The sequence below is a fragment of the Metasolibacillus fluoroglycofenilyticus genome (assembly GCF_003049645.1).
Taxonomy (GTDB): Bacteria; Bacillota; Bacilli; order Bacillales_A; family Planococcaceae; genus Metasolibacillus; species Metasolibacillus fluoroglycofenilyticus.
Map to the genome: position 1 here is coordinate 2,222,430 of NZ_PYWK01000001.1, position 26,335 is coordinate 2,248,764.

The 26,335-nt window shown below is 39.0% G+C and carries 19 protein-coding genes, 2 riboswitches and 1 other annotated feature; of the genes, 7 read left to right on the top strand and 12 right to left on the bottom strand.

Annotation, left to right across the window (positions count from 1 at the left end):
* Window position 1: 1 nt before the first annotated feature.
* The 5 genes from speE to leuS form a co-directional block, all read right to left on the bottom strand.
* Window positions 2-868, bottom strand: coding sequence for a polyamine aminopropyltransferase (gene speE / locus C9J36_RS10345; protein ID WP_066161834.1), 867 nt, complete (start codon window positions 866-868; stop codon window positions 2-4).
* Between the two features lies 1 nt (window position 869).
* Window positions 870-2,330 (bottom strand): aminotransferase class I/II-fold pyridoxal phosphate-dependent enzyme, encoded by a 1,461-nt coding sequence (locus C9J36_RS10350; protein WP_107943017.1) that lies wholly within the window; start codon window positions 2,328-2,330, stop codon window positions 870-872.
* Window positions 2,331-3,073: 743 nt separating this feature from the next.
* Complete coding sequence (locus C9J36_RS10355) at window positions 3,074-4,123, bottom strand: PQQ-dependent sugar dehydrogenase (protein ID WP_107943018.1); 1,050 nt, start codon at window positions 4,121-4,123, stop codon at window positions 3,074-3,076.
* Between the two features lie 353 nt (window positions 4,124-4,476).
* Window positions 4,477-5,661 carry a class I SAM-dependent rRNA methyltransferase gene (locus C9J36_RS10360; RefSeq protein ID WP_107943019.1) on the bottom strand — a complete coding sequence of 395 codons (1,185 nt, stop codon included), beginning with the start codon at window positions 5,659-5,661 and terminating at the stop codon, window positions 4,477-4,479.
* 206 nt (window positions 5,662-5,867) lie between these two features.
* Entirely contained in the window at window positions 5,868-8,282 is a 2,415-nt protein-coding gene (gene leuS / locus C9J36_RS10365; protein ID WP_107943020.1) for a leucine--tRNA ligase, read from the bottom strand.
* 98 nt (window positions 8,283-8,380) lie between these two features.
* Window positions 8,381-8,596 (bottom strand) — a binding site (T-box leader).
* 258 nt (window positions 8,597-8,854) lie between these two features.
* Between leuS and C9J36_RS10370 the strand changes: the two genes are divergently transcribed.
* The gene (locus C9J36_RS10370; protein WP_066161815.1) at window positions 8,855-9,418 is read left to right on the top strand and encodes a transposase; all 564 of its coding nucleotides are present in this window, start codon (window positions 8,855-8,857) and stop codon (window positions 9,416-9,418) included.
* 267 nt (window positions 9,419-9,685) lie between these two features.
* Here C9J36_RS10370 and C9J36_RS10375 read toward each other — a convergent pair whose 3' ends face one another.
* Complete coding sequence (locus C9J36_RS10375) at window positions 9,686-10,858, bottom strand: MDR family MFS transporter (RefSeq protein ID WP_107943021.1); 1,173 nt, start codon at window positions 10,856-10,858, stop codon at window positions 9,686-9,688.
* Window positions 10,859-11,017: 159 nt separating this feature from the next.
* On the opposite strand from C9J36_RS10375, the gene mnmL reads away from it, so the two are divergent.
* Both mnmL and mnmM read left to right on the top strand, forming a co-directional pair.
* On the top strand, window positions 11,018-11,992 hold the full coding sequence (gene mnmL / locus C9J36_RS10380) for a tRNA modification radical SAM protein MnmL/YtqA (RefSeq protein WP_107943022.1): 975 nt from the start codon (window positions 11,018-11,020) through the stop codon (window positions 11,990-11,992).
* Window positions 11,989-12,558, top strand: coding sequence for a tRNA 5-(aminomethyl)-2-thiouridylate-methyltransferase MnmM (mnmM, locus tag C9J36_RS10385; RefSeq protein WP_066161808.1), 570 nt, complete (start codon window positions 11,989-11,991; stop codon window positions 12,556-12,558). The genes mnmL and mnmM overlap by 4 nt, the downstream gene beginning before the upstream one ends.
* 483 nt (window positions 12,559-13,041) lie before the next feature.
* Here mnmM and cydS read toward each other — a convergent pair whose 3' ends face one another.
* Genes cydS through C9J36_RS10395 form a run of 3 tightly spaced genes read right to left on the bottom strand, consistent with a single transcriptional unit; the run spans window position 13,042 to window position 15,515 of the window.
* The gene (gene cydS / locus C9J36_RS17695; RefSeq protein WP_430010633.1) at window positions 13,042-13,149 is read right to left on the bottom strand and encodes a cytochrome bd oxidase small subunit CydS family protein; all 108 of its coding nucleotides are present in this window, start codon (window positions 13,147-13,149) and stop codon (window positions 13,042-13,044) included.
* 9 nt (window positions 13,150-13,158) lie between these two features.
* Window positions 13,159-14,187, bottom strand: coding sequence for a cytochrome d ubiquinol oxidase subunit II (locus C9J36_RS10390; protein WP_107943023.1), 1,029 nt, complete (start codon window positions 14,185-14,187; stop codon window positions 13,159-13,161).
* On the bottom strand, window positions 14,178-15,515 hold the full coding sequence (locus C9J36_RS10395; RefSeq protein WP_235616037.1) for a cytochrome ubiquinol oxidase subunit I: 1,338 nt from the start codon (window positions 15,513-15,515) through the stop codon (window positions 14,178-14,180). The genes C9J36_RS10390 and C9J36_RS10395 overlap by 10 nt, the downstream gene beginning before the upstream one ends.
* Before the next feature lie 240 nt (window positions 15,516-15,755).
* On the opposite strand from C9J36_RS10395, the gene cydD reads away from it, so the two are divergent.
* The 3 genes from cydD to C9J36_RS10410 all read left to right on the top strand — a co-directional run bounded on the left by cydD (window position 15,756) and on the right by C9J36_RS10410 (window position 20,733).
* Window positions 15,756-17,375 (top strand): thiol reductant ABC exporter subunit CydD, encoded by a 1,620-nt coding sequence (gene cydD / locus C9J36_RS10400; RefSeq protein ID WP_107943024.1) that lies wholly within the window; start codon window positions 15,756-15,758, stop codon window positions 17,373-17,375.
* Between the two features lie 5 nt (window positions 17,376-17,380).
* Entirely contained in the window at window positions 17,381-19,030 is a 1,650-nt protein-coding gene (cydC, locus tag C9J36_RS10405; RefSeq protein ID WP_107943025.1) for a thiol reductant ABC exporter subunit CydC, read from the top strand.
* 398 nt (window positions 19,031-19,428) lie between these two features.
* A riboswitch (purine riboswitch) is annotated at window positions 19,429-19,528 on the top strand.
* Between the two features lie 38 nt (window positions 19,529-19,566).
* The gene (locus C9J36_RS10410; protein WP_107943112.1) at window positions 19,567-20,733 is read left to right on the top strand and encodes an MFS transporter; all 1,167 of its coding nucleotides are present in this window, start codon (window positions 19,567-19,569) and stop codon (window positions 20,731-20,733) included.
* A gap of 54 nt (window positions 20,734-20,787) precedes the next feature.
* On the opposite strand, the gene C9J36_RS10415 is transcribed toward C9J36_RS10410, so the two are convergent.
* Together C9J36_RS10415 and C9J36_RS10420 are read right to left on the bottom strand one after the other, a co-directional pair.
* Window positions 20,788-22,320, bottom strand: a complete 1,533-nt coding sequence (locus C9J36_RS10415) for an alanine/glycine:cation symporter family protein (RefSeq protein ID WP_107943026.1) — start codon at window positions 22,318-22,320, stop codon at window positions 20,788-20,790.
* Window positions 22,321-22,643: 323 nt separating this feature from the next.
* On the bottom strand, window positions 22,644-23,444 hold the full coding sequence (locus C9J36_RS10420; RefSeq protein WP_066161789.1) for an alpha/beta hydrolase: 801 nt from the start codon (window positions 23,442-23,444) through the stop codon (window positions 22,644-22,646).
* A 235-nt stretch (window positions 23,445-23,679) separates the two neighbouring features.
* Between C9J36_RS10420 and C9J36_RS10425 the strand changes: the two genes are divergently transcribed.
* Complete coding sequence (locus C9J36_RS10425) at window positions 23,680-24,198, top strand: gamma carbonic anhydrase (RefSeq protein ID WP_066161786.1); 519 nt, start codon at window positions 23,680-23,682, stop codon at window positions 24,196-24,198.
* A gap of 260 nt (window positions 24,199-24,458) precedes the next feature.
* Here the strand turns inward: C9J36_RS10425 and metK are convergent, their stop codons facing one another.
* Window positions 24,459-25,664 (bottom strand): methionine adenosyltransferase, encoded by a 1,206-nt coding sequence (gene metK, locus C9J36_RS10430; protein ID WP_066161784.1) that lies wholly within the window; start codon window positions 25,662-25,664, stop codon window positions 24,459-24,461.
* Between the two features lie 467 nt (window positions 25,665-26,131).
* A riboswitch (SAM riboswitch) is annotated at window positions 26,132-26,249 on the bottom strand.
* Window positions 26,250-26,335: the final 86 nt, after the last annotated feature.

Genomic DNA, 26,335 nt, shown 5'->3' on the forward strand with positions numbered 1-26,335 from the left:
TTTACTCGTCTCCTTTGTTTTCAACTTCTGTTAATAATTTTTGTACGTAATTCGGTAAATAGAATGCGCCTTTATGCAGATTCGAATTATAATATTTCGTTGCAATATTATTGGCCTTCCAAACGCTTGCACTCATATCCTTTACCGGATGATATTTTTTAGATGCAAAACCAAATAACCAGTGCCCTGATGGATATGTCGGGATGTGTGCCTGATACACACGACTAATTGGGAAGCATTCAATAATACGTTGATGCGCGCGCTGCATTGCAGCAACATCCTCATCATAAAACGGGCTTTCATGCTGATTAACCATAATGCCATCTTCTTTTAATGCTTTATAACAGCTCCCATAAAACTCTCGTGTAAATAGGCCTTCGCCTGGTCCAAATGGATCTGTCGAATCAACAATAATAATATCGTATTCATTTTCACAAAACCGAACATATTTTAAGCCATCCTCAATATGAATGTGGACACGCGGGTCATCAAACTTGCTTGCTGTTTGTGGCAAATATTTTTTTGCCGCCTCAATGACCATTTCGTCGATTTCGACTAAGTCAATATGCTCAATAGCTTGATATTGTACAAGCTCACGTACAACACCACCGTCACCCGCTCCGATAATTAACACCTTTTTAGGATTCGGATGCACAGCCATCGGAACATGCGTAATCATCTCGTGATAAATAAATTCGTCCTTCTCTGTCAACATCATAAAGCCATCTAGTGTAAGAAAGCGTCCGAATTCCTTCGATTCAAACACATCGATGCGCTGAAATTCACTTTGCGCGCTATATAGCTGTTTATCTACTTTTATCGACAGTCTCACATTCGGTGTATGGCTTTCGCTAAACCATAAATCCATCCTATCGCACCTCCGTTAACACGTTGAGTCGTGCAATTTCCAAATCCTCGGGACCGATAATTGTACAGTCCTTGTCTTTCGCATATTCAATATATTCGACAATTTCCTGGGTAATTTTTTCACCCGGTGCTAAAATCGGAATGCCTGGCGGGTAACACATGACAAACTCACTACAAACGCGTCCAACCGTTTCACGTAGAGGCAAAAGCTCCTTTTCTGCATAAAACGCATATTGCGGCGTTGTAATTACTTGCGGATCGATATATTCTTGCGTAATAAGCCCTGCCTTATCTGTTTTGTAGCGACGGCGAATTTCAGCTAATGCGCTAACAAGTCGCTCAATGTCTCGCTCTCTGTCCCCTACAGAAACATATGCTAAAATATTGCCAATATCGCCAAACTCGATTTGAATATCGTATTCATCCCTTAAAATATCGTATACTTCAATCCCTGCTAGACCAATATCCAATGTATGAACCGATAACTTTGTTGCATCAAAATCGTAAATGCTATCGCCATTTATTAGCTCGCTTGAATACGCATAATAATCACCAATTTTGTTAATTTCCTCGCGTGCATATTGCGACAGCTTCATCACATGCTCAAAAATCTCCTTGCCATTTAACGCTAAATTACGACGTGATAAATCTAAACTTGATAATAATAAATAAGAGCCGCTTGTCGTTTGCGTTAAATTGACAATTTGCCGTGCATAGCCAACGTTGATTTTAGGACCCATTAATAAAAATGAGCTTTGCGTTAAGCTACCACCAGATTTATGCATACTTACCGCTGCCATATCAGCACCAGCTGCCATCGCCGTAATTGGCATGTTTTCACCAAAATAAAAATGTGTGCCATGCGCTTCGTCAACGAGCACTAACATTTCATGGTCATGCGCCAGTTTGACGATGCCCTGTAAATCAGAGCAAATGCCATAGTATGTTGGATTATTCACTAAAATTGCTTTAGCATCCGGATTTTCTTTAATCGCTTTTTCTACTTGAGAAATTTTCATTCCTAGTGCAATTCCCAGCTTGTAATCCATATCTGGATTAACATAAACCGGCTCAGCTCCACATACAACAAGCGCATTAATAACGCTGCGGTGTACGTTACGTGGCAAAATAATTTTATCACCGCGCTTACACGCTGTTAAAATCATCGATTGCACTGCTGAAGTTGTGCCATTCACCATGAAAAAGGCATGAGCTGCCCCGAATGCTTGTGCTGCTAGCTCCTCTGCATCTTTAATAACAGATACAGGATGGCATAAATTATCTAGCGGCTTCATCGAATTGACATCGACACTGACACATTGCTCTCCTAAAAAAGCTGTTAGTTCAGGGTTGCCGCGTCCACGTTTATGCCCCGGCACATCGAATGGTACGATGCGTTTACTTTTAAATTGTTGTAGTGCATCGTAAATTGGTGCATCGTGCTGTGACAATCGTGTACTCATCCTTTTCCCCCCTAAATTCAGTGCTTATCCGTTCAAAAGAAAAAAGCAAGTGAACGGTATACGCACCATCTCACTTGCTTTTGTATGTATTGTTTATGAAAAGTCCCTTTGTAAAAAAACCCATTTCTACGGCGCAAAATAAACCCGTAGCAGTGCTAAGAGGAAAGTCTTTTCAATATTCATACATAACCGAATAGGTTTTTTTAGAGTCTATATAGCAAATAATTACTTTTACTACTCTTATTGACCGTTTCACAAGTTGATGTGCATTTCTACACTGGTTGTAAAGTAACCAACTTATAAAATTTGAGCTTCTAACTCAATCAATAAAGCAACTTGACGTTGCCAGTCGGCAGTTGACCCGGCTGTCCGTATGGCCTTAACTTTCCTCAGCAAATGAAGCTTACCGAAAGTGGTCAAAAAGTATTTGCTGGAAAGACTCTTTTTTGAATATTTGCTTTCCAATTTAACAACTCGTTCAGTTTAACAATGCATGTTTTATTTGTCAATTACATTCAGCATATTTTTTTGCGGAAAGTGAAAGAAATTTCTTTCCCCATTATGCGATTATAGTTATATCAAGCTTTCAAACAATTGTTACAGTTTGATTGCAGGTGGGGGATTTTTGTATCTGACACTTAAAAAAACATGTACTCCTACGGTTACTCATCGTAAAATATCACTGCGGAAAATCAGAAAATTCATTTAATTCGTTAACAAAATAATCGTATAAACAGTAGACCTTAATTGGAGAGAATGATTTTATATAATTTATCATCATACTTCTGTGGATTACCACGACCATCTGTATTATTGCTAATAAAATACAACACACCATCTTCAATATATACATCGCGAATTCTGCCGAGTCCTGTTACAACTTCCTCGTATTGCTTTGCTTCAATGTCAAATGCTAAAATGGCTGTGCCTCGTAATGCTGCCACATATAATTTACCATCATAAAAATCCATTCCGGAGGGTGCCCAAGTTGTCTCCGTTCCTGAGGTAAACTGTGGGGAATGCATCCCTTGCTGTGTTTCATTTCCTTCAATTAGTGGCCAGCCATAGTTTTGACCTGCTTGTATTTGATTAATTTCATCATTTTTAGCGCTACCATGCTCACTCGCGTATAGTGTAGCATCTGGCAACCAGCTAAGACCTTGCGCATTGCGATGACCATAACTATAAATATAGGAATTAGGAAATGGATTATCCTTTGGAATCGAGCCATCCAAATTTACTCTTAAAATTTTACCTCCTAATGATTGGAGATTTTGAGCTAAGCTTGCTTCCGATGCGTCACCCGCTGTTGCATATAGCTTTTGGTCTGGCCCAATTTTTAGACGTCCCCCATGATGATATGTCCCACTTGGTATTTGATCAATAAGCAAGTCTTTTTCATACCAAATATTATCCTCTAAATAAAGCGTTATAATGCGATTAAACTGCGCTACTTTATCAACATATGTGTAATAGGCATAGGCTAATTTTGAATCCTGAAAATCAGGTGCAAGCACAAAGCCTAATAAACCTGCCTCTGCTACTGTTGCTAGCTCTTTCTCAAGTACAACTTGCTGTCGTTCCATTTTTCCATTTTTAATTTTAACAATGCTTCCCGCACGTTCCGTTAGATAAAAAGTATCTTCTATTTTTGCGATTGCCCAGGGTGCTCGTAAATTTTCTGCAGCCACTTGCTGTACCTCGTTTTGTTGCTTATTGAACACAAACGATTGCGGCTCATCTATAGAGCATCCTGCGAGTAGTAGAATGCTTAATAAATATAAATATTTCATCCATTCCCCCCTAATTAGCAAAATATACATCTATAACGCCTCGATGCAATTGGATACCACCTAAAAAATCAATAGAAACACAGAATAAAATACTTTTTTTATAGCTTTCCAGCTCTTTCACTTTATTGTACCAAGATTTCTTCGAGCTGTTTGGTCGAGGTGAACCTAAAACAAGTCTATATGAAACTTTAACAACACATTATCTCATCGCTTCCCTTTTACTTAAGATAAACACGGCTGAAGCCAATGTCTCTCCTCTTTTCAAAGTTGGATTTCTCCATTTTCATAAGTAAACATCTTATCATAAAACAAAAACAAAGATGTTCTTAAAGCTAGCTAAGGACTCCCTACCCTTAAAGCACTTGAATAACAACGACTTTTAAATAATTAAATTCTGGGTAATTATGTGGTACTTGAAAATCTTCCGGTAGCTGGTGCTGCTCTAAAATTTTATAGCGCTTGTTTGAATCTTTAAAGGCCTTATCAATGAAGGTTTTGAACTTTTTCATATTGAAGCTAGCATTATTTGTCGAGGCAATAATTACACCATTTGGCGCTGTAATTGTTAGTGTATCTCTCAGCAATTTTGGATAATCTTTCGCCGTGCTAAATGTCATTTTTTTCGTGCGTGCAAAGCTCGGTGGGTCTAATATGACAACATCAAACGTTAATTGATGACGGGCCGCATAGCTAAAGTAATCAAAAACATTCATCACTTTAATATCCTGCGCCTCGTAGTCAATCGCATTGACACTAAATTGCTCAATTGTTTTTGGCAAGCTACGTTTCGCTAAATCGACGCTCGTTGTTTTTGTTGCACCGCCAAGTGCTGCAGCCACCGAAAATGCACCTGTATAAGAAAATGTATTGAGCACTGTTTTTCCTGCTGCATACGAATCGCGCAGGACTTTACGCACATTACGTTGATCGAGGAATATACCCGTCATCGCCCCATCATTCAAATCTACCGCATAATGCATGCCATTCTCTTGAATAATAATTGGAAACTCGCCCTCTTCCCCTGACACATAGTCATCCTGCTCCACATATTGCCCGTTCACATTAAAGCGCTTCTTCTCATAAACACCGCGTGCATTTACCACTTCCATTAGTGCCGCATACACATCCTCGCGGAACGTATAAATTCCCTCGCTATACCAGCTCACCATATAAAAACCATTGAAGAAATCAATCGTTAAACCGCCGATGCCATCCCCTTCCCCGTTAAAAATGCGGAAAGCTGTTGTGTCATCTGCCTCAAAAAAGCTCGTTCGACATGTCACAGCCTCATGAATTCTCTTCGCAAAAAAAGCACGGTCAATTTGTTCATTTGCGTTACGTGTTAGCACCCAACCAACGCCCTTATTTTGCACACCATAATAGCCTGTTGCAATATATTGTCCCTTGTTGTCTACTAATTTCACAAGTGTTCCTTCTATGATTGAGGCATCCTCATTTTCTACAGCATCTTTTAAAATTAATGGATAGCCATTTTTTAATTCTTTTACATAATTTTCTTTAATCAATAATGTTGTCATGTCGTCATCCTTTGTCTTTGGCATTTCTTCTATTATACATTAAGGGCATCTCAAAAGCGTGCTATAGCTGCTATTGGATTTCTTTTAAAATGTGATAAACACTGAATTTTGCGGCTTTTCTCTAAGGTTAAATTGAGTAATGAAAACAAACTTTCGTTACATTAAAAGGAGGAGCTATCTTTTTCGACAGCTCCCCCTTCTTTCCACTACTTCACTACAATATTAACTAATTTACCCGGGATAACAACTACTTTTATTACGTCTTTGCCCACAATAAATTCTTTTACTTTTTCATCTGCTAATGCAGTAGCTTCCAAGTCTTCCTTCGAAATATCTTTAGCAACTTTAATTTTTGCACGTACTTTCCCTAGCACTTGCACAACGATTTCTACTTCATCTTCTACCAGCTTTGATGGGTCGAATGTTGGCCATGCTGAGTACGTAATTGTTTCAGTATGACCGAATTTTTGCCATAGCTCCTCTGCAATATGACGAGCAACTGGTGATAGCATTTGTACAAAGCCTTCAGCATATTCTTTCGGCACTGAATCTACTTTATAACATTCGTTAATAAATACCATCATTTGTGAAATCGCCGTATTGTAGCGCATTGCTTCAAAGTCTTCTGTCACTTTTTTCACTGTTTGATGATAAGCAAGCTCTAGTTTACCATCATTTGTGTCAACGATTTTGCTACTCACAGCACCGTTATCATCAATGAATAGACGCCAAATGCGGTCTAAGAAGCGACGTGCACCATCTAAGCCATTTGTCGACCATGCTTTGGATGCTTCAAGTGGCCCCATAAACATTTCATAAAGGCGAAGCGTATCCGCACCATGTGATGCCACAATATCATCTGGGTTGATTACATTACCTTTCGATTTAGACATTTTTTCGTTGTTTTCGCCTAAAATCATTCCTTGGTTAAATAGCTTTTGGAAAGGCTCCTTCGTATGCACGACACCGATATCGTATAGCACTTTGTGCCAGAAACGCGCGTATAGCAGATGCAGTACCGCATGCTCTGCTCCACCAACATAAATATCAACAGGTAGCCAGCGCTTTGCTAGCTCTGGGTCGATAATCATTTCATCATTGTCCGGGTCGATATAGCGTAAATAGTACCAGCAGCTACCCGCCCATTGCGGCATCGTATTTGTTTCACGACGACCTTTTTTACCTGTTACTGGGTCTACTACATTTACCCATTCGTCAATATTCGCTAATGGTGATTCACCTGTACCACTTGGACGAATATCATTTGTTTTTGGAAGCATTAGAGGCAGCTCTTCCTGTGGAACAGTTGTCATTGTACCATCTTCCCAATGAATTACAGGAATTGGCTCGCCCCAATAGCGTTGACGTGAGAATAACCAGTCGCGTAGACGGTAAGAAATTTTCTTCTCACCAACACCCTTTTCCTCTAGCCAAGCAATAGCTTTTGTAATACCTTCTTCCTTATTTAAGCCGTTTAAAAAATCTGAGTTAATATGCTCACCGTCACCAATAAATGCTTCTTTCGAAATATCACCGCCTGCAAGCACCTCTTTAATTTCTAGGCCGAATTCTTTCGCAAACTCATAGTCGCGTTCATCATGAGCAGGTACTGCCATAATTGCACCTGTACCGTATGTTGCAAGTACATAATCAGCAATCCATACAGGAATTTTTGCACCGTTAATTGGATTTACTGCATAAGCACCTGTGAATACACCTGTTTTTTCCTTTGCTAAGTCTGTACGCTCAAGGTCTGATTTTGTTTTTACTTTATCAAGATAAGCGTCCACTTGCGCACGCTGTTCAGCTGTTGTAATTTCAGCAACTAGCTTATGCTCTGGTGCTAATACTGCATATGTTGCACCAAATAGCGTATCTGGGCGCGTTGTGAAAACGTCAAATGAGTGCTCTGTACCATCGATTGTAAATGTGACCTCCGCACCTTCTGAGCGACCAATCCAATTGCGCTGCATTTCCTTTAAGCTTTCTGGCCAATCAAGCTCATCTAAATCCTCTAATAGACGGTCTGCATATTCCGTAATGCGTAGAATCCATTGACGCATTGGGCGACGTTCTACCGGATGCCCGCCGCGCTCGGATTTACCATCGATTACTTCCTCATTCGCTAGTACCGTTCCAAGTGCTGGACACCAGTTTACAGGTACTTCATCTACATACGCTAAACCACGATTGAATAATTGGATAAAAATCCATTGCGTCCATTTATAATATTTAGGGTCTGTCGTATTAATTTCGCGGTCCCAGTCGTAAGAAAAGCCTAAATCATTCATTTGACGCTTAAATGTCGCAATATTTTTCGCCGTAAACTCTGCAGGATCATTTCCTGTATCGAGTGCATATTGCTCAGCAGGTAACCCGAAAGCATCCCAGCCCATCGGATGTAGCACATTATAGCCTTGCATGCGCTTAAACGAGCTTAAAATATCCGTCGCGATATAGCCAAGTGGATGTCCTACATGCAAGCCTGCCCCTGATGGGTACGGAAACATATCTAATGCAAAAAACTTTGGTTTACTGTTGTCATTCACCGTTTTAAATGTTTTGTTATCTGCCCAATACTTTTGCCATTTCTTATCAATTTCTTGATGATTAAAACTCATATTACTCCTCCTCAAAATCATAGTATCGACTTGTTTTCCACCGTTCAAACTGAAGTGACAGAATTTTTAGAAAAATAAAAAACTCGCCCCATTCCGTAGAAAGGGACGAGAGTAAATTTGACTCCCGCGGTACCACCCAAATTAGTGACACTGCACTCAGCTCCAGCTTCTTAACGCGAAAACACGGCTTCTAGTTAATCTTTTTCACTAAAAGCAACTCAAAGGCGAGTTCAATTTGTTCACTTGCTAGCTCACACCAGCCGCTAGCTCTCTAAAAAGTGTCGAAATTTACTATTCCTTGTCATAGTCGTTGTATATAATGCCTTCATTCTAATGGAATTAGCTAGAAAGCACAAGCCTTTTTTAAAGTGCCTGGCACGCAAACAATTTTCACACAATTCACCAAAAAAAATTTTTGGTGTTTATTTATTATCCAAACTTAAAATTTCATCTATTTTTTATAATCAATTTTCCTATTTGCGACATTTTATATAAAGTTTATTGCCTAGTGTGATTTGACAATATCTTTAGCTCTTTTTAAACTTAATAACAATATAAAAAGGAGGTTTGTTATGGCTAGAAAACATCGCCTTTGGTCACCATACCATTATTTCCATATAGTTATGCGCGGAAATAATCGGCAAACAATTTTTTTACATCACACAGACTACCAAGCTTTTTTTCGCATTGTGGAGTACACCTACCAAAAGTATCAATTTTCAATTATTGCATTTTGTATTATGCCAAACCATTATCACCTATTGCTCCATTCCCCTTTTGTTCCTCATAGCAAAATTATGGCGATGATTAATAGGCGCTACAGTGATTATTTTAAAAAGAAATATGACTACAGTGGTCACCTATACGAAAAAAGATTTTTTTCAGATTTAGTCCCCTCTCCCCTAGATATCATTGTTGTAAGTCGTTATATCCACCGCAATCCGATTAATACAACCATTCCTTTAGTAGAAACCTTAGCCTTTTATCCCTACAGTTCTTATTATTACTACTACACTAAAGCACCGACACCATTCAACTTCTTACACCAAGATTCACTTATCACCTATCTTTCCCATACAAAATATCCAACCCTTGACCTCTATTTAACCTATTGCGAAGATGATTATGATTTATAGCCAAAATCAATCGTGCCCTAGCGTAATTGAGCCTAGACTTTTTGAACTTGCTCAAAGATTCCTCTTCAAAAATGTGATATCCGCTTGAGGCTTTGCCTAAAATAATGTTGGTCATTTAACCATTACACACACATATTGGGGTGTTCCTATACTACATTCCTTTTTGTCAGCAGGTGTTAGGTCATTTGCCGAAAGGAGTGAATTAAAGTATGCAAAAAAGCTAGTACCATTATTATTCGTGGTACTAGCTTTCTTTCTAAATTGTAGTTAGTTTTCTGAATTTTCCGTATTGTTTGCGTGCCAGGCACATGCAGGGATAATCGCTATGAGCAATAATACGACTAAACTCCACATCAACCTCTGCATATCGAATAAATCTACCATCAATCCTCCGAATAAAGGACCAATCATGCGACCAATTGTTGTGGCGCTATTAACAATACCTTGATAAAAGCCTTGTCGTCCCTTAGGTGCAAGGCGATTAGCAATGGTAGGAATTACAGGTGTGAAAAACACTTCTCCCAACGTTAAAATCACCATTGCCGTTGCAAACATTGTAAATTCTTCAGCTATTGCAACGATGCAGAAAGAAAATGACATGAGCACAAGTCCTAATACGAGCTGGTGCTTTAATTTCTTTTCCCACCGGCGAACGAGTGGGCGAATAATTGGCTGGAAGCCGACAACGAGCAAGCCATTAATTGTCCAAATCACACTGTACTGTGATAAAGACATGCCTAAGCCTTGTGTATAGGAAGAAATTGTGGCGCTCCATTGTGAATAAGACATCCAGCATAACACTAATGCCAAGCATAAAGTTAATAATGCATAAAGCCCTGCTCTGGACTCTTTGTTCCCTCTTTCAGCAATCACATTTTTCGGAGCCATGCTCTTCGTATCAAATCGCTTATATGTTAGCACAACGAGCGTAAAAAAGATGAAATACGTAAAGAAATTCGCTTTGAATACATATTCAAAATTAACATCTGCGATAAAGCCTGCCAATGCTGGACCGACAGCTACACCAACATTATTTGATAAAAACAATGTGTTAAAGGCTTTACGTCCTCCTTCTGGCCATGCAGCACCGATTAATGCATACATCGCAGGGAAAACAACACCACCACTGAAGCCAATAATTGTTAAAAGAATGACATACGGCCACCAATCATGCCAGAACACAAGTAGCCCTAACGTAACGATATTCAAGGTGACACCAATGACAATGGTTTTAAAGCCACCAATTTTATCAAAGAAATAGCCGCCTAATAGATTACCGATAACTGCTGCTAATGAGTTCAACATTAAAACAATTCCTGCGATCGTCAATGTTTTTCCAAGATGATGATGAATATATATACTATTTAATGGCCATAAAAAGGAGCTCCCTACTGTATTAAGAAACATCCCTATGACCAAATACCACACTTGTTTCGGCACATTCTCTCCTCCTTTATTTTCAGCTAGCAATTGCACTCTATCATGAAATTCCCTTATTAATTATTCAATATCCGAAATAACAGTCTATGCCTATTTTGCAAAACTTACAAGAAAAATATTTTTCTGCATGTTAAATGATAAAATTGCGTGTTACAATCAATGGTTAGAGGAGTGACTATAGTGGTAATAAACCAATTTCCTTTCCCTTCTGACGGGAAGCGTTACTATACATGGAATCGCTATTTACGTAATGAATTCGGACAAAAAGTTTATAAAGTAGCTCTAGATGCAGGCTTCGATTGCCCAAACCGTGACGGTACGGTTGCCTTTGGCGGCTGTACATTCTGTTCTGCGGCAGGTAGTGGCGATTTTGCAGGTAATAAAGTGGACCCAATTGCTGTACAATTCGAAAAAATTAAAGCAAAAATGCAGCATAAATGGAAAGATGGCTTAACGATGGCTTATTTTCAAGCATACACGAATACCCACGCACCTTTAGATATTTTAAAGGAAAAATTTGAAGCGGCACTTGCTTGTGAAGGTGTGATGGGAATAAGTATTGCGACACGCCCTGATTGCTTACCAGACGATGTGGTTGAGTATTTAGCTGAATTAAATGAACGCACTTATTTATGGGTAGAGCTTGGCCTGCAAACAGTGCATGAAAAAACAGCACATTTAATTAACCGCGCACATGACTACGCGACATATGTGGAAGGTGTAGAAAAGCTACGCCGTCATAATATCCGCATCGTTACACATATTATTAACGGCTTACCGCTAGAAACCTACGATATGATGATGGAAACAGCGCGAGAGGTTGCAAAACTTGATGTGCAAGGTATTAAAATCCATTTGCTACATCTATTAAAAGGCACACCTTTAGTAAAGCAATACGAAAAAGGGCTGCTACAATTGATGGAGCAAGATGATTATATTCAGCTTGTTGTCAATCAGCTTGAAATACTTCCGCCTAACATGATAGTCCATCGCATTACAGGGGATGGCCCAATTGATTTAATGGTCGGCCCGATGTGGAGCGTTAATAAATGGAGTGTCTTAAACGGAATTGATGCGGAGTTAGAACGCCGCAACACTTGGCAAAGTAAGTTTTATAAGGTGGACGAAAAATGAAATTACAACGAGTATTACAATATGCACACAGCCTTTTAGCAGATGTGATTCAAGAAGGTGATATCGCGGTAGATGCAACGGCTGGCAATGGGCATGATACATTATTTTTAGCTAACTTAGTTGGAGATGACGGCTATGTGTATGCATTCGATGTGCAAAAAGAGGCAGTGGATGCAACATTACATCTTCTTTTGGATAATGCCTTAGAGCATCGTGCCCTTGTACTAAAGGACGGTCATGAAAACATCGCAAAATATGTCACAAAGCCTGTAGCAGGAGCCATTTTTAATTTAGGCTATTTACCAGGGAGCGACCATTCTATTATCACGAAACCAAACACTACGATTGCAGCACTGCAATCTCTTTTACAGCTATTAAAAATAGGCGGTATCATCGTCCTCGTGATTTACCATGGACATGAGGGTGGGGCTGAGGAACGTGATGAGGTGCTGCGTTACGTTAGCAGCTTACCTCAAAAATATGTACATGTGCTACGCTATGAATTTTTAAATCAGCAAAACACCCCTCCGTTTGTTATTGCCTTGGAGAAAATGAAGGATATGTAACTTCCGTCATCAAATAAAGCCCTAAAACACATGAAAGAGGCTGTCTTAAAAGTCCAATTTGTTGTGACGACGCATTCATCGCTTCCCTTTTACTGAAGGGTAACACCGCTAAAGCCAGTGTTCGTCACACTTTCAAAAGAGATTTTCTCTATTTATATGAGTTAACACTTTTGTAAAACGTCATCTCTACTGTCCAAAAAGCCAGCTATGCACGGCTTTTTGGACAGCCCTAGCTTCTATAATCAATTACTCCTTGGCTGAACACGTTGTTCTTAGATTGAGCCCTTTTAAATTTAGCGAGCGTCTCTAAACACCTGCTAAATTAACTGCAATTTCCTCGCCCGGAGATTTTTATACCTTCCATCTTGCTTTCAGTACAAAAGTAATGTACTGAAAATAGTTGATTATTCACTAAAAAAAATGTGCTTTTCTTAGTAATAACTATGACTTATCACTATCCTCAGTGCCTTCATGCCCTTTTATTTATTCCTCATCCACCCAGCTTGCGCGTGTTGCTACAAAAAAGGCGGCTATTACTGATAAAACAACGACGAGAAATGGGGCAACAAATATTAAAAAATCATTCACGATTTCACCCTCCTATACATGGTGGTCAGACTTACCTGACACATATTCCTTATTAAATACAAATAAGCGAAATACTAAGTAAAGTGACGGTAATAATAAAGCAAGTCCCGCTATAAATACAATGACTAATGCAATAGCCATCGCCTCGTTGGTAAAGCTATCATAAATTGTTAAATGTGGATATAGCAAGTACGGATAGTGCGAAACACCATAAGCAAAAAATGCCAATGCAAACTGGACAATGAGTAAAGTTAATGCCCAATTATAGTGCTTGCGCTTATATATGAAATAAACAGTTCCCATAAAGAGCAAGCCTGACAAGGCAAAGAGCCACCAAACATCTAGCATATTTTCATAATGCCAATTGTTTAATTGGCGCATTTCAATAATAATGCCGAACGCACTAATAATTAGCGGCCCTGCCCAAATAAGTACATATTTCCTCATAATTTCCGTTGCATCACGCTCTCCTGCCTTGTTAGCATACCAAGTTAAAAAGACAGCGGAAATATATAATACTGCCACAACGGAAAGCACGACGATTGACCAAGATAATGGGCTAGCTAACAATGCGCCATAGTCGAGCTTCGGATGCCCGCTATCCATATTGACAAAGCCGCCTTCTGAAATTGTTAAAACGACTGAAAAAGCGGCGGGAATAAATAGCCCTGCAACGCCATATGCAAGCGCATAGCCTTTATGTCCGCTAACACCGCTATAAGCTTCAAATGCATAATAGCTTCCTCGAATTGCCAACAAAATTAAAGCAATTGATGCAGGTACAATTAATACCGTTCCATAATAATAGGCTGTTTGCGGAAAAAAACCGACGACACCGACAAAGAAAAACACTAGAAATACATTGGTAATTTCCCAAACAGGTGATAAATAGCGCTTAATAATTTTCGTCAATGTTTGATGGTTTCCTCTAACCAAGCTATAAGCATTGAAAAAGCCTGCACCAAAATCAATGGAAGCAACAATGACATAGCCAAACAAGAAGAGCCATAACACAGATATGCCTAATATTTCTAATGCCATGAGCTTTCACCATCCTGTCTTGAATTTAATTCCTTTTCAATCGGATTACGTTTAAACATTCGCTGTAAAATAACGATACTGCCAACACCTAAAATAAAGTACACAACGGCAAAGGCGATAAATAAATATTCTACACCTGTCGCGGATGTTGCTCCTTCTGATGTGCGCATAATACCGTATAAAATCCATGGCTGACGGCCCATTTCCGCAAGCCACCAACCAGCTTCAATAGCAACAATCGAGAGTGGACCACCTAAAACGATAAGCCATCTAAACCATCTCGCCTCGACCCAAGACCAGCGTCTCCATTTCCCTAGCACAAAAGCAGCGGATAATAAAATCATAAAGATGCCAATGGACACCATAATATCAAAGAAATAATGTATGATAAGTGGCGGATGCTCATCTTTTGGGAATTGATCAAGCCCAATTACTTCTGCATTAAAATCAGTATGTGATAAAAAGCTTAGCATTTTCGGCAGGCGGAATTCATATTTCACTTCTCCATTATCAAGTACACCGAATAAAATTAAATCAGCGCCTTCCTCCGTTTCAAAATGCCATTCTGCGGCAGCAAGCTTTTCCGGCTGATATTCCGCTAAATATTTTGCTGAAAAATCGCCAACAACTGCTGAGGCAAGCGCAAATATTAAACCGAGCTTCATCGTAAAAACAAGCGCTTTTTTATGATAAATATGATTTTCCCCACGCAATAATCGATAAGCTGCAATTGCTGCCAAAATAAAAGCAACCGTCATATAGCTTGTCGTTAAAACATGGCCAATTTTCGTTGGCATCGCTGGCGTAAACATCGCCATAAAGGGCTGAATATCAATAAGCGCATCACCTTTTACTGTGAAGCCCTGTGGCGCATTCATAAAAGCATTAACAATCGTAATAAAAACAGCCGACATGGAAGCACCAATACCTACTGGAATAAGCAACAGCATATGATATTTCGGATTTTTAAAGCGATCCCAAGTATATAAGTAAATACCAAGGAAAATTGCTTCAAAGAAGAATGCAAATGTTTCCATAAATAGTGGTAATGCAATTACTTGCCCTGCCAGCTCCATAAATTGTGGCCATAGCAAGGACAGCTGTAAACCGATAATTGTCCCTGTCACTACTCCTACTGCAACGGTAATAGTAAAACCACGCGCCCAACGTCTTGCCATCATCGTATAATGAATATCATTTTTCTTATAGCCGACATATTGGGCGATTAAAATCATTAACGGCACACCTACACCAATCGTCGCAAAAATAATATGGAACGACAGTGTCAGCTCAGTTAAAGCCCTACTCCAAAAAACAGTTGAGTCCACCTTCTTCACTCCCTTAGTCATATTTCAACGAATACTTACTTAACTTGCCTTCATCGTAGCATTAAATATTACGGTAATCTATTTTCGTAGCTTCGTACAAACGTCTATTCACATAATCGACATACAGAATTTTGTCACAAAGTGTGTAAAACGGTTCATGGCTTGAGTGTAATCCTTTTCAAAAATGACAAATTTATTATACCTTTACAATATAGATATCAAGAAGCGAGGTGTGTATCGATGGTCTGGTTAAAGCAGCTTGCAGTTTCAGAAAAAAAATACTTGCTACTGTTTGTACTATATAGTGCCATGCTTGCTGTGACGATTATTGGACAAGCATATAGCATTGTGAAAATTGTTGATAGCGTCTTTATTCAAAAATCATCATTTGAAGCTATTTTGCCATTTGCAGCGCTTTTAGCACTTGCCATCTGTACAAGACTTGCTACACAGGCAGCTTTACAGCTTAGCGCAAATCTCTATGCAGGCCGTGTAAAAACAAAGGTACGTCAGCAACTAATAGCACATTGGTCTACACCATCTTCCAAGCCTACCGGTGAAAAAATTGCTATTTTGCAGCATACTGTTCAAGAATTACATGGCTATTACGCACATTACATTCCACAATTCATTAAAACCTTGACGCTACCAGCAAGCATTATTATCACCTTATTTTTCGTGCATCCGACAAGTGCCATTATTATGCTAATTACTGCTCCTTTTATTCCTTTAACATATATTTTAGTGGGTATTCAAACAAAGGCAAAATCTGAGCAGCAGCTAACGAAAATGAATCGCTTCTCTAGCACATTTTTGGAAATGCTTTACGGCTTACAAACATTAAAACTATTTGGTAAAGCACGTGAGCAGGAGCAAAAACTCAATGAACATAACAAGCAATTTACGGAAGCAACTCTCACTGTCTTGAAAATCGCCTTTGCCTCTACCCTTTTTATCGAGCTTATTACGACGCTTGGTATCGGCTTAGTAGCGTTAGAAATTGGCTTTCGCATGATTGTTTTTCAAACGCTTACTTTTGCACCAGCCTTTTTTGTTTTAACATTAGCTCCTGAATATTATCAATCCTTAAAGGAGCTTGGAGCCGCCTTTCACACAGGGAGAGGCAGCCTAGCCGCAGCAGAAATTTTACAAGATACGTTGAAAACACCAAAGCGAGAGCCTATTTGGGGGACAGCACATTTTGCCGAACCTCCCTCTCTCGCTTTAAAAAATGCTTCAATCCAATATCAACAGCAAGAAATTGGGCCCATTACAATGCATATTCCTGCAAAGCAAACCGTTGCTATCATCGGACCATCTGGTCATGGCAAAACAACCATTTTGCATATGCTAGCAGCGTTAATCAAGCCTGACGCAGGGCAACTATTTATAGATGAAAAAGAACAATCTACTATAGAAGAAACAAAATGGCGAGAAAGAATGATGCTCGTATCGCAAAAGCCCTATTTATTTGCCGCAACGTTACGCGAAAACTTGCAAATGGGGGCTAATTATTCAGATGAGCAATTGCTTGAAGCTTTACAGCAAGTAGAGCTCACAGCATGGTTCGGTCAGTTAGAGAATGGGCTTGAGACGAAAATTGGGGAAGGCGGTCTTGGTTTATCCGGCGGAGAGCAGCAGCGTGTTGCTTTAGCAAGGGCTTGGTTAAAAAAGCCGTCCGTTCTGTTGTTAGACGAACCCACTGCCGCGCTCGACGTTCAAACAGCAGAGGCTGTTCATCAGCTTATTCAGCAATTTCACCATCGCAGTACCGTCGTTATTGTCGCACATCGCTACGAAAGCATCGCACATGCTGATATGATTTATGAAGTAATTAATGGGCAACTGAAAAAGGGGTGAAAAACATGTGGAAAATGATTTTAAGTGAAAGAAGGGATTTTTTATTAGCACTTTTAGCTGGAACGATTAGTGGTTTAACAGCCGTTGCCCTATTTGCACAAAGCGGCTTTTTAATTTCAAAGGCAGCGCTGCTACCGCCGTTTTATATTATTTTAATTTTGACAGCCTTTTTAAAGCTATTCGGTGTTGCTAAATCGGTTAGCAAATATGCAGAGCGCTATATTTCACATCGCGTGACGTTTTCTTTGCTTGAAAAAATGCGACTACGCTTCTTTCAAAGCTTGCAACCACATGCGCACTCCCTTCTTTCTAGCTACCGAGGTGGCGATTTATTAACACGCATGACAAAAGATGTTGATACATTACAGCAATTTTTTCTACGCGTCGCTTATCCACCACTCGTTGCATTACTTGTTTTCTTTGGCACAATGCTTGTGACCATTTGGTTTTCTGTTTGGATTACATTGCTATTATTCATTAGCATGATTCTTTGCACGGTGATTTTGCCGATGCTTTGGCAAAACCGACAGCAATCGACTAGCCAGCAGCAGTATACAGAAAGCTTAACGGAATATTTTTACGGCTTAACCGACTTAACTGTTGCTGGCAAACGACCTGCTACGGAGCAAAATTTGCAGAAGCTAAGCATTCTGTTTGAGGAAGATTTGCAAAATGAAGAAAAAATTGCATTAAGGGCACAGCTCGTCAACCAAGCGATTGCGCTCTTGACCGCCTTTACTGTCGTAGTTCTTGGCGCTTATTTTGTTGTCAATGGCTCCTTAGACGGGCTTTACTTAGCGATGCTGCTACTAATCGCTTTAACTGTTTTTGAAGTAGCGATTCCACTCGGCACTGTCCCAATGCATAAAGCAAAATCAGCACAAGCCTATGAACGTTTGGTAGCATTTGAGACAGCCCCATTATCAGTACACCCTTTACAGAAGGGTGATTTTCAAACATTGCAGGCCATGAACATTAGCTATCGCTATCCAAATAGTGATTTTCAAGCATTGCACAATGTATCATTTACGATTAAGCAGGGCGAAAAAATCGCCATAGTTGGTCCAAGCGGTGCTGGAAAATCAACACTTTTCCAATTGCTTATTCATAATTTACAGCCGAATGCTGGAGAAATTTTATGGAATGGACAATCTACCGCAAAAATTCAACATGAAGAACTTTGGCAAAAACTAGGAATTATGCTTCAGCACAATCATTTTTTTAGCGGTACAATAAAGGATAATTTATTAAGTGAGCAAAGTAATATGCGCATGCAGCAGCTACTAAATAAATTGCAATTACCATTTGCATTGGAGCAAGAAGTTTTAGAGCAAGCGCGTAATTTATCAGGTGGGGAACAGCAGCGTTTAGCACTTGCTCGTATCCTGCTACGTGATGTACCTGTCTATTTATTAGATGAACCATTTGCCCATCTTGATGCAAATTTAACAAACCTTTGCACTGATTTATTATTAGCATTACCTCAAACGGTTATTTGCATTACGCATAAGCTAAATGAGCTCGAACATTTTGACCGAATTTTCGTTATTTATGAGCACCAACTTGTAGAGTTTGGTCATTACGATGATTTAATCAAAAAGCAAGGGATTTTTTATAAGATGAGAAATTTAGAGCGTCCAAACGCCGTAGAGTAGCCGGCATTTGGACGCTGTTGTTCTACTGTTTAGATAAAATATTTACTTATGAAAATAGCAAAAGCCATCTTTGAAAACATGGAGAAATGCTGGGGTTAGCGGTGTTTTTCTTATATGAAAGAGCAAACTTCCTTTTAAGGTGTGTCACTAAGGGGATGCGTTTTTTATTAGGTACATACTATTGATTGTAGCCGAAGGGGCGACTAAGGTCGCGACATCCTGTGGTAACACCCCCATGACCAGCATCGTGTTGGCCTCGTGCGGAAATCTGGCTAAGGCTGAAATAAATTAGTTGCCCCTGCACCCCGTAACAGAAATCAATGATTTCCTAATAGAATTTGTAAAACAAAGGATAATAAACAAACCCTTTACTGTATAAACTAGTTGTCAGACGACTGATTTTATGTTAGGATAACGAATGTATAACCTCAATAATATGGTTTGAGGGTCTCTACCAGAAACCGTAAACTTCTGATTACAAAAATTTTTATTTTTGTAATCAGAAGTTTTTTTGTTTGGAAAGAAAGGATGATTTTATGAGCTGGAGAGTGTATATTCTTGCTATTACTGCGTTTGCGGTTGGTTTAGTTGAATTAATTGTAGGAGGGATTTTACCTAATATTGCAAAAGACTTAAATGTTTCAATTTCTACAGCGGGACAACTTATTACTGTTTTCGCTTTTATTTATGCATTATCTGCCCCACTCCTTCTATCATTAACAGCGAAAATTGAAAGAAAGCAATTATTTATTATTTCATTAGTTATTTTTGCTTTAAGTAATTTAATGATGTATGTAAGCACGACATTTACAGTCGTTATGATTGCACGCATTATTTCTGCGATGAGCACGGCGCTAGTTATCGTTTTATCGCTCACAATCGCAGCGAAAATTGTAGAACCACGCTATCGAGCCAAAGCATTAAGCTATATTTTTATCGGAGTGAGCTCAGCCCTCGTAATTGGGGTTCCACTTGGCATCTTTATTACAGAAGCATTCGGCTGGCGTGCCGTATTTTTAGGTATTGCTGTATTGTCAGTTTTATCGATCGTCTTAAATAGCATTTTCCTAGAAAAAATGCCTGTCGCCGAAATTATTCCATTAAAAACACAGCTAAAATCATTAGCAGATGTCAAAGTGTTAAGTGCACAATTTACGACATTATTTATGCTAGCAGGGCATTATATGCTATACGCCTATTTAACAGCCTTTTTAGTAGAAGCTTTTGATTTAAGTGCCTCATGGATTAGCGCTTGCTATTTATTATTCGGCGTTTCTTCTGTTAGCGGTAATGCGCTAGGTGGCTGGCTAAATGATAAGCTAGGCACGAAAAAAACGATATTATTTGTCGTAGCCTCATTCACTGTTGTGCTACTTCTTATTCCATTTACAATCATTGCATTACCGTTATTTTTAATTATCACAGTATTTTGGGGGGCACTAAGCTGGGCATTGACACCGCCATTGCAAAATTATTTAATCCAAATAGCACCGAAAACATCCGATATTCAGCAAAGTTTGAATACCGCAGCATTACAAATAGGCATTTCAATTGGTTCAGCAGTTGGTGGCATCGTATTTGCTTTCACTTCATCTGCCATTTACTTATCTATATTTGGTGCCATTTTTGCTATCGCAGCTTTAGGCTGCGCAGCAATTTCTTTAAGAAAATCCCCTGCGACACAAGCGGTTCAGCATAGTTAAAACAAAAAGCTACCAAAAGCAAATCATACACTTTTGGTAGCTTTCATTATTCCCTTATGATTTTCCTTTGTTACGTTCAACCCAGAAATCTGCATTTTTAATACCTAGCTTAGTAGGGTCAAATTGTGGGTCTTTTCCTTCTTTTTTCTGTCTATCATAATCTTTTAATGCAACAATTGCTGGTTTCATAACGATTAAAATCGCAATGACGTTTACCCAAACCATTAAGCCTAATCCAACATCCCCCATAGCCCATGCTAAATCTGAAGTACGTACTGTACCTAAAAAGGCTGCAATTAAAATGGCGATTTTAGCAATCCATATACCAATTTTCTCCGCTGTTCCAGAGAATAAATAAGCAACGTTTGTCTCAGCAATGTAATAATAAGCCATTATTGTTGTAAAGGCGAAGAAGAATAATGCAATCGCTACGAATGGTGCACCAAAGCCTGGAATAGCGCTTTCTACAGCATGTTGTGTATAAGTAGCCCCTTCTTTAATTGATTGTGCGTATGAAATTTGAGCGTCACCTGTATAATTATTTTGACCAAACTCACCCGTGTAAATCGTCGGGTAAATTTCATATTCTGCTGATTCATGCTGAACAACGATTTTATCCCCTTTTTCATCATGGACATTGTACATACCTGTAAATAAAATCATAAACGCTGTTGCTGAACAAACTAATAATGTATCAATATAAACAGATGCTGCCTGTACAATCCCTTGCTTAGCAGGATGAGATACTTCTGCTGCTGCTGCAGGGTGAGCACCTGTACCTTGACCAGCCTCATTTGAGTAAATACCACGTTTAACTCCCCAAGCAATAGCCGAACCTACGATTCCGCCAAAAATTTCTTGAGCACCAAATGCACTTGAGAAAATTAAACCGATAACTGTTGGTATTTCTGAAAAATTCATCACAATAATGATAAATGCCATAATCATATAAGCGGCAGCCATAAATGGTACGATAACTTGTGCCGCATTCGCAATTGATTTAACCCCACCAATAATAATTGTGCCTAATAAAACGATAATAATAACACCAGTAATCCAAGGTGCTAAACCAAAGGCATTTTCTACCGCACCTGAAATCGCATTAGATTGCACACCAGGCATTAAAAATAACATTGCAATTACTGCTATAACTGCAAATAATACACCAAACCATTTTTGTCCTGTACCTTTTTCAATATAGTAGGCAGGACCACCGCGGTATTCTGTTTCTTTTTCTTCTTTATAAATTTGCGCCAAAGTAGATTCAACATAAGCTGTTGCGGCACCAATAAAGGCAATAGCCCACATCCAAAATACAGCACCAGGTCCCCCCATACCAATCGCAGTTGCTGTACCTGCGATATTACCTGTACCTACGCGTCCTGATAAAGCAATAGACATCGCTTGGAATGATGAAATACCCTTATCAGATTTCTCCCCTTTGAACATCAACACAAACATGTCTTTAATAAGGCGTACTTGTAAAAAACGAGTAATAATCGAGAAAAATAGTCCAACTAGCAAAATAGCATAAATAAACCATGGTCCCCACAAAACATCATTTAAAAAACCTACAACTGACTCCATCAAAATCCCCCTTTGAAACAATGTATTATTTTGAAATTTACTATATTACATATACATTTTTTATGCAATACATTTTTTAAAAGATTCTAAATATTTCGTGTCCCAAAATTCTGAAAAGTTAGATTCCATAAGCCTTTAAGCCAAAAAAAGTATACTAGAAATACATCTAGCATACTCAATTTTCATCTATTAAATATTTTAATAAAGCGTTTCCAATGCCTATTTTTCAAATAAAGTCAACATTGTATGTAAAGTATTTTCACATGACACAACCCGCAAAATTTATTATCAAATAAATATTTTATTCTAGTATTTTTACATCGTTAAATTATATAGCCTAACGAGCGCAACACATTATTCATAAAATCTTTTGTGTATAAATATACTTCTTCTCTTTCCATTTCAAAATATAAACTGTGCTGACAATCCGACCATTCTTTATATTGAAAATGAGTTAATGGTTGTTGTAATAACCAATTTTTTGATACTTGTATATCGGTAATTGAATCCCTTTCTCCCGTCATCATTAAAATAGGTAAATTCGGAAATTTCACTTCTACATTTTTTAAACGCTTCAGTAGCTGTTGCAAATCTTTATACCACTTTACTGTAACAGTTGTATTATGAGGAACATCATCCTTTAGCTCCTCATATACCTCATAATTTCGAGACATCCGTTGCATCGTAATATCATGCTGAAGCTTGACACTAGAAGTCAACGCACTAATACTTGTTAATGCATTTGACATTTTACCAGGCTGTAGCTTGAGCTGTAGCCAAGGCGACACAAATATGGCGCCTGCACATTCTAATTTCTTTTTTTGTAAAACATTCATTAATACTGTTGCACCTAAACCATTCCCTATAACAAATACAGGTAAGTTTTCAGATAACCCTATTTCTACCAACTGTTTTACATAGTCCTCATATTTAAAAAAATCCTCATCATGGTAGCCTCTATTCTGTGCCTGTTCTCCATGGCCTGGCAAATCTCCCATTACAACGTGAAATCCTGCACTACGCAGCTTTTCAATGAGCCAAGCATACCAGCGATGATGCTCATATGCACTATGGACAATTGCCACAACTGCCTTTGGCTGCCCATCAGCCTCCCATTTCCACATTGCAATCCCTCCTACATTCTAAAACTTAAATTTATTGTTATCCTACTGTCGCTCATTATATACATTTATCCTATATTAACACTGAAGATTCATTATATCTTTTATTACGATTGCTACAATAGATTCTTCTATTATAATCGGTTTTTTAAGCATTGTTTAAATTTTATTTTCTATTTTTCTCTACTTTTGATACGATGGTTGCATAGTGTGTATAAAGAAAGGAAGCGTTTTTATTATGATTTACCCATATAAAGGAATACTACCCAAAATTGATTCCTCTGCATTTATTGCAGATTTCGCTACGATAACAGGCGACGTTACAATTGGAGAGGAATCGACAATATGGTTTAATACAGTTATTCGTGGTGATGTAGCAGCAACAATTATTGGCAAACGAGTTAGTATACAAGATTTGAGCTGCATACACCAAAGTCCAAATAACCCTGTAATTATTGAAGATGAAGTAACGGTTGGTCATCAGGTGACATTGCATGGCTGTACCATTCGCAAACGAGCACTAATCGGCATGGGCTCAATCATTCTTGATGGAGCTGAAATTGGAGAAGGTGCGTTTATTGGTGCGGGCAGTCTCGTTCCCCCAGGTAAAAAAATACCACCAAATATGCTCGCAATGGGGCGTCCCGCAAAGGTCGTACGCGAAGTAAATGCAGAGGATCGTGAAGACATGGATCGCATTATTCGTGAATATGTAGAAAAAGGCCAATATTATAAATCATTGCAAACAAATATGTAAAGGGACTTTACATATTTGTTTGCGACGAGGATAGTAACAATTTATTGTTACTACCGCAGGAGCACCCCTTCCCTTGCGACGGGGATGTTGACAATTTATTGTCAACACCACAGGAGCACTCACTTCATTTGCTTCTGCATCTGGCACCTTGCTATCGCAATAAATAAGATTTGTCACTACACTTCCGCTCTGAATCTATATAAAAAAAAGAGCTGTCTGAAAGCAGCGCGTCTGCCTGCTTTCGGACAACCCCTTCACTATTATTTCACTAATAATGCTGCTTTTTCCTTTAATACGTCTGCTTTATCTGTTTGCTCCCAAGGTACATTCAAATCTGTACGACCGAAATGTCCATAAGCTGCAGTTTGTTTAAAGATTGGTCGGCGTAAATCTAACATTTTAATAATACCTGCTGGGCGTAAATCAAAGAGCTCACGGACCCATTCTACAATTTGAGAAGATGGCACTGTTCCCGTACCAAATGTATCTACAGCAATTGATACAGGCTGTGCCACACCGATTGCATAAGCAAGCTGTACTTCTGCACGGTCTGCTAAACCAGCAGCAACGATATTTTTTGCCACATAACGCGCTGCGTAAGCCGCAGAGCGGTCTACTTTTGTCGCATCCTTACCTGAGAATGCCCCACCACCATGTCGCGCATAGCCTCCGTAAGTATCCACAATGATTTTGCGACCTGTTAAACCGGCATCGCCCTTTGGTCCACCGATAACAAAGCGACCTGTCGGATTAATAAAATATTTTGTTGCTTCATCTAATAGCTCAGCTGGTACAACTGGTGCAATTACAACACGCTTTAAATCTGCTTGAATTTGCTCCAATGTTACTTCTTCATCATGCTGTGTTGAAATAACAATTGTATCTACACGTACTGGTACATTATTTTCATCGTACTCAACCGTTACTTGTGTTTTTCCATCTGGACGTAAATATTTTAATTCACCTGATTTTCGCACTTCTGTTAAACGGCGCGCTAGCTTATGCGCCAAGCTAATTGGTAGCGGCATTAGCTCTGGTGTTTCGTTACATGCATACCCAAACATTAATCCTTGGTCACCCGCACCAATTGCTTCAATCGCCTCGTCTGACATTGAGCCTTCACGTGCCTCAAGAGCTTGGTCTACGCCTTGTGCAATATCAGGTGATTGTTCGCCAATTGCTACAAGCACTGCTAAGTTTTCAGCATCGAAGCCATATTTACCACGCGTATAGCCAATCTCTGCTACAGTGTCACGTACAATTCCTTTAATATCTACATAAGTAGAAGTCGTAATTTCTCCTGCCACTAGTACTAGCCCTGTCGTTACCGTTGTTTCACATGCTACACGAGCATTTGGATCTTCAGCTAAAATGGCGTCCAAAATTGCATCTGAGATTTGGTCGCAAATTTTATCTGGATGTCCTTCAGTAACACTTTCAGATGTAAATAGTCTACGATTTGTCATTTTGTTTCCTCCTATAGTTCCTGCGAATATGATACGGTACTCCTTACCCATGTCAAGCTTTTAAGGCGATGCTTTAATATAATAGAAGAGTATTTCATCCATTCTTTATCAAACTTCGCCGCTTCGGCTTTTACAGACAGTTAATGATTCACTACACTTTTGTGCATCAATCGTTTTCATAATGGCTGCCCATGAATATGGAATCAACTCAAACCATTACCGCCTCTTAACACAAGGTTTTTGAAAGGTATAGTCATAAAGAAAAGTTTTATCATCGTCTTAAGTTTAAGGCTGTCTTGCTGTTTAAGCATTTATCTATATAATAGTAAGCGTTGCGAATCGTTTCAAGCGCAGTGCTAGACAGCTAGTTTATCAACTAGGTTTTTCAATGACGAACTTTTTTAGGCAATAAAAAAACCTTTCACTCATAAGCATGAGAGAAAGGATTGTATTTTCGTTCCCTTTCACTCTTATCGTTCAAGGAGAAAGCTCCTTGCATCAGGTTGGCACCAACGCATGATGTGAAAAGTCATGCAGGTTGCCGGGCTTCATAGGGCCTGACCCTCCACCAGCTCGGGATAAGAGTATCCGTTCAATTTCATATAATACATAATTTTTTTTGCGCTGTCAAATACTATACACATCCATTCATTTTTTCCGATTTACCGACT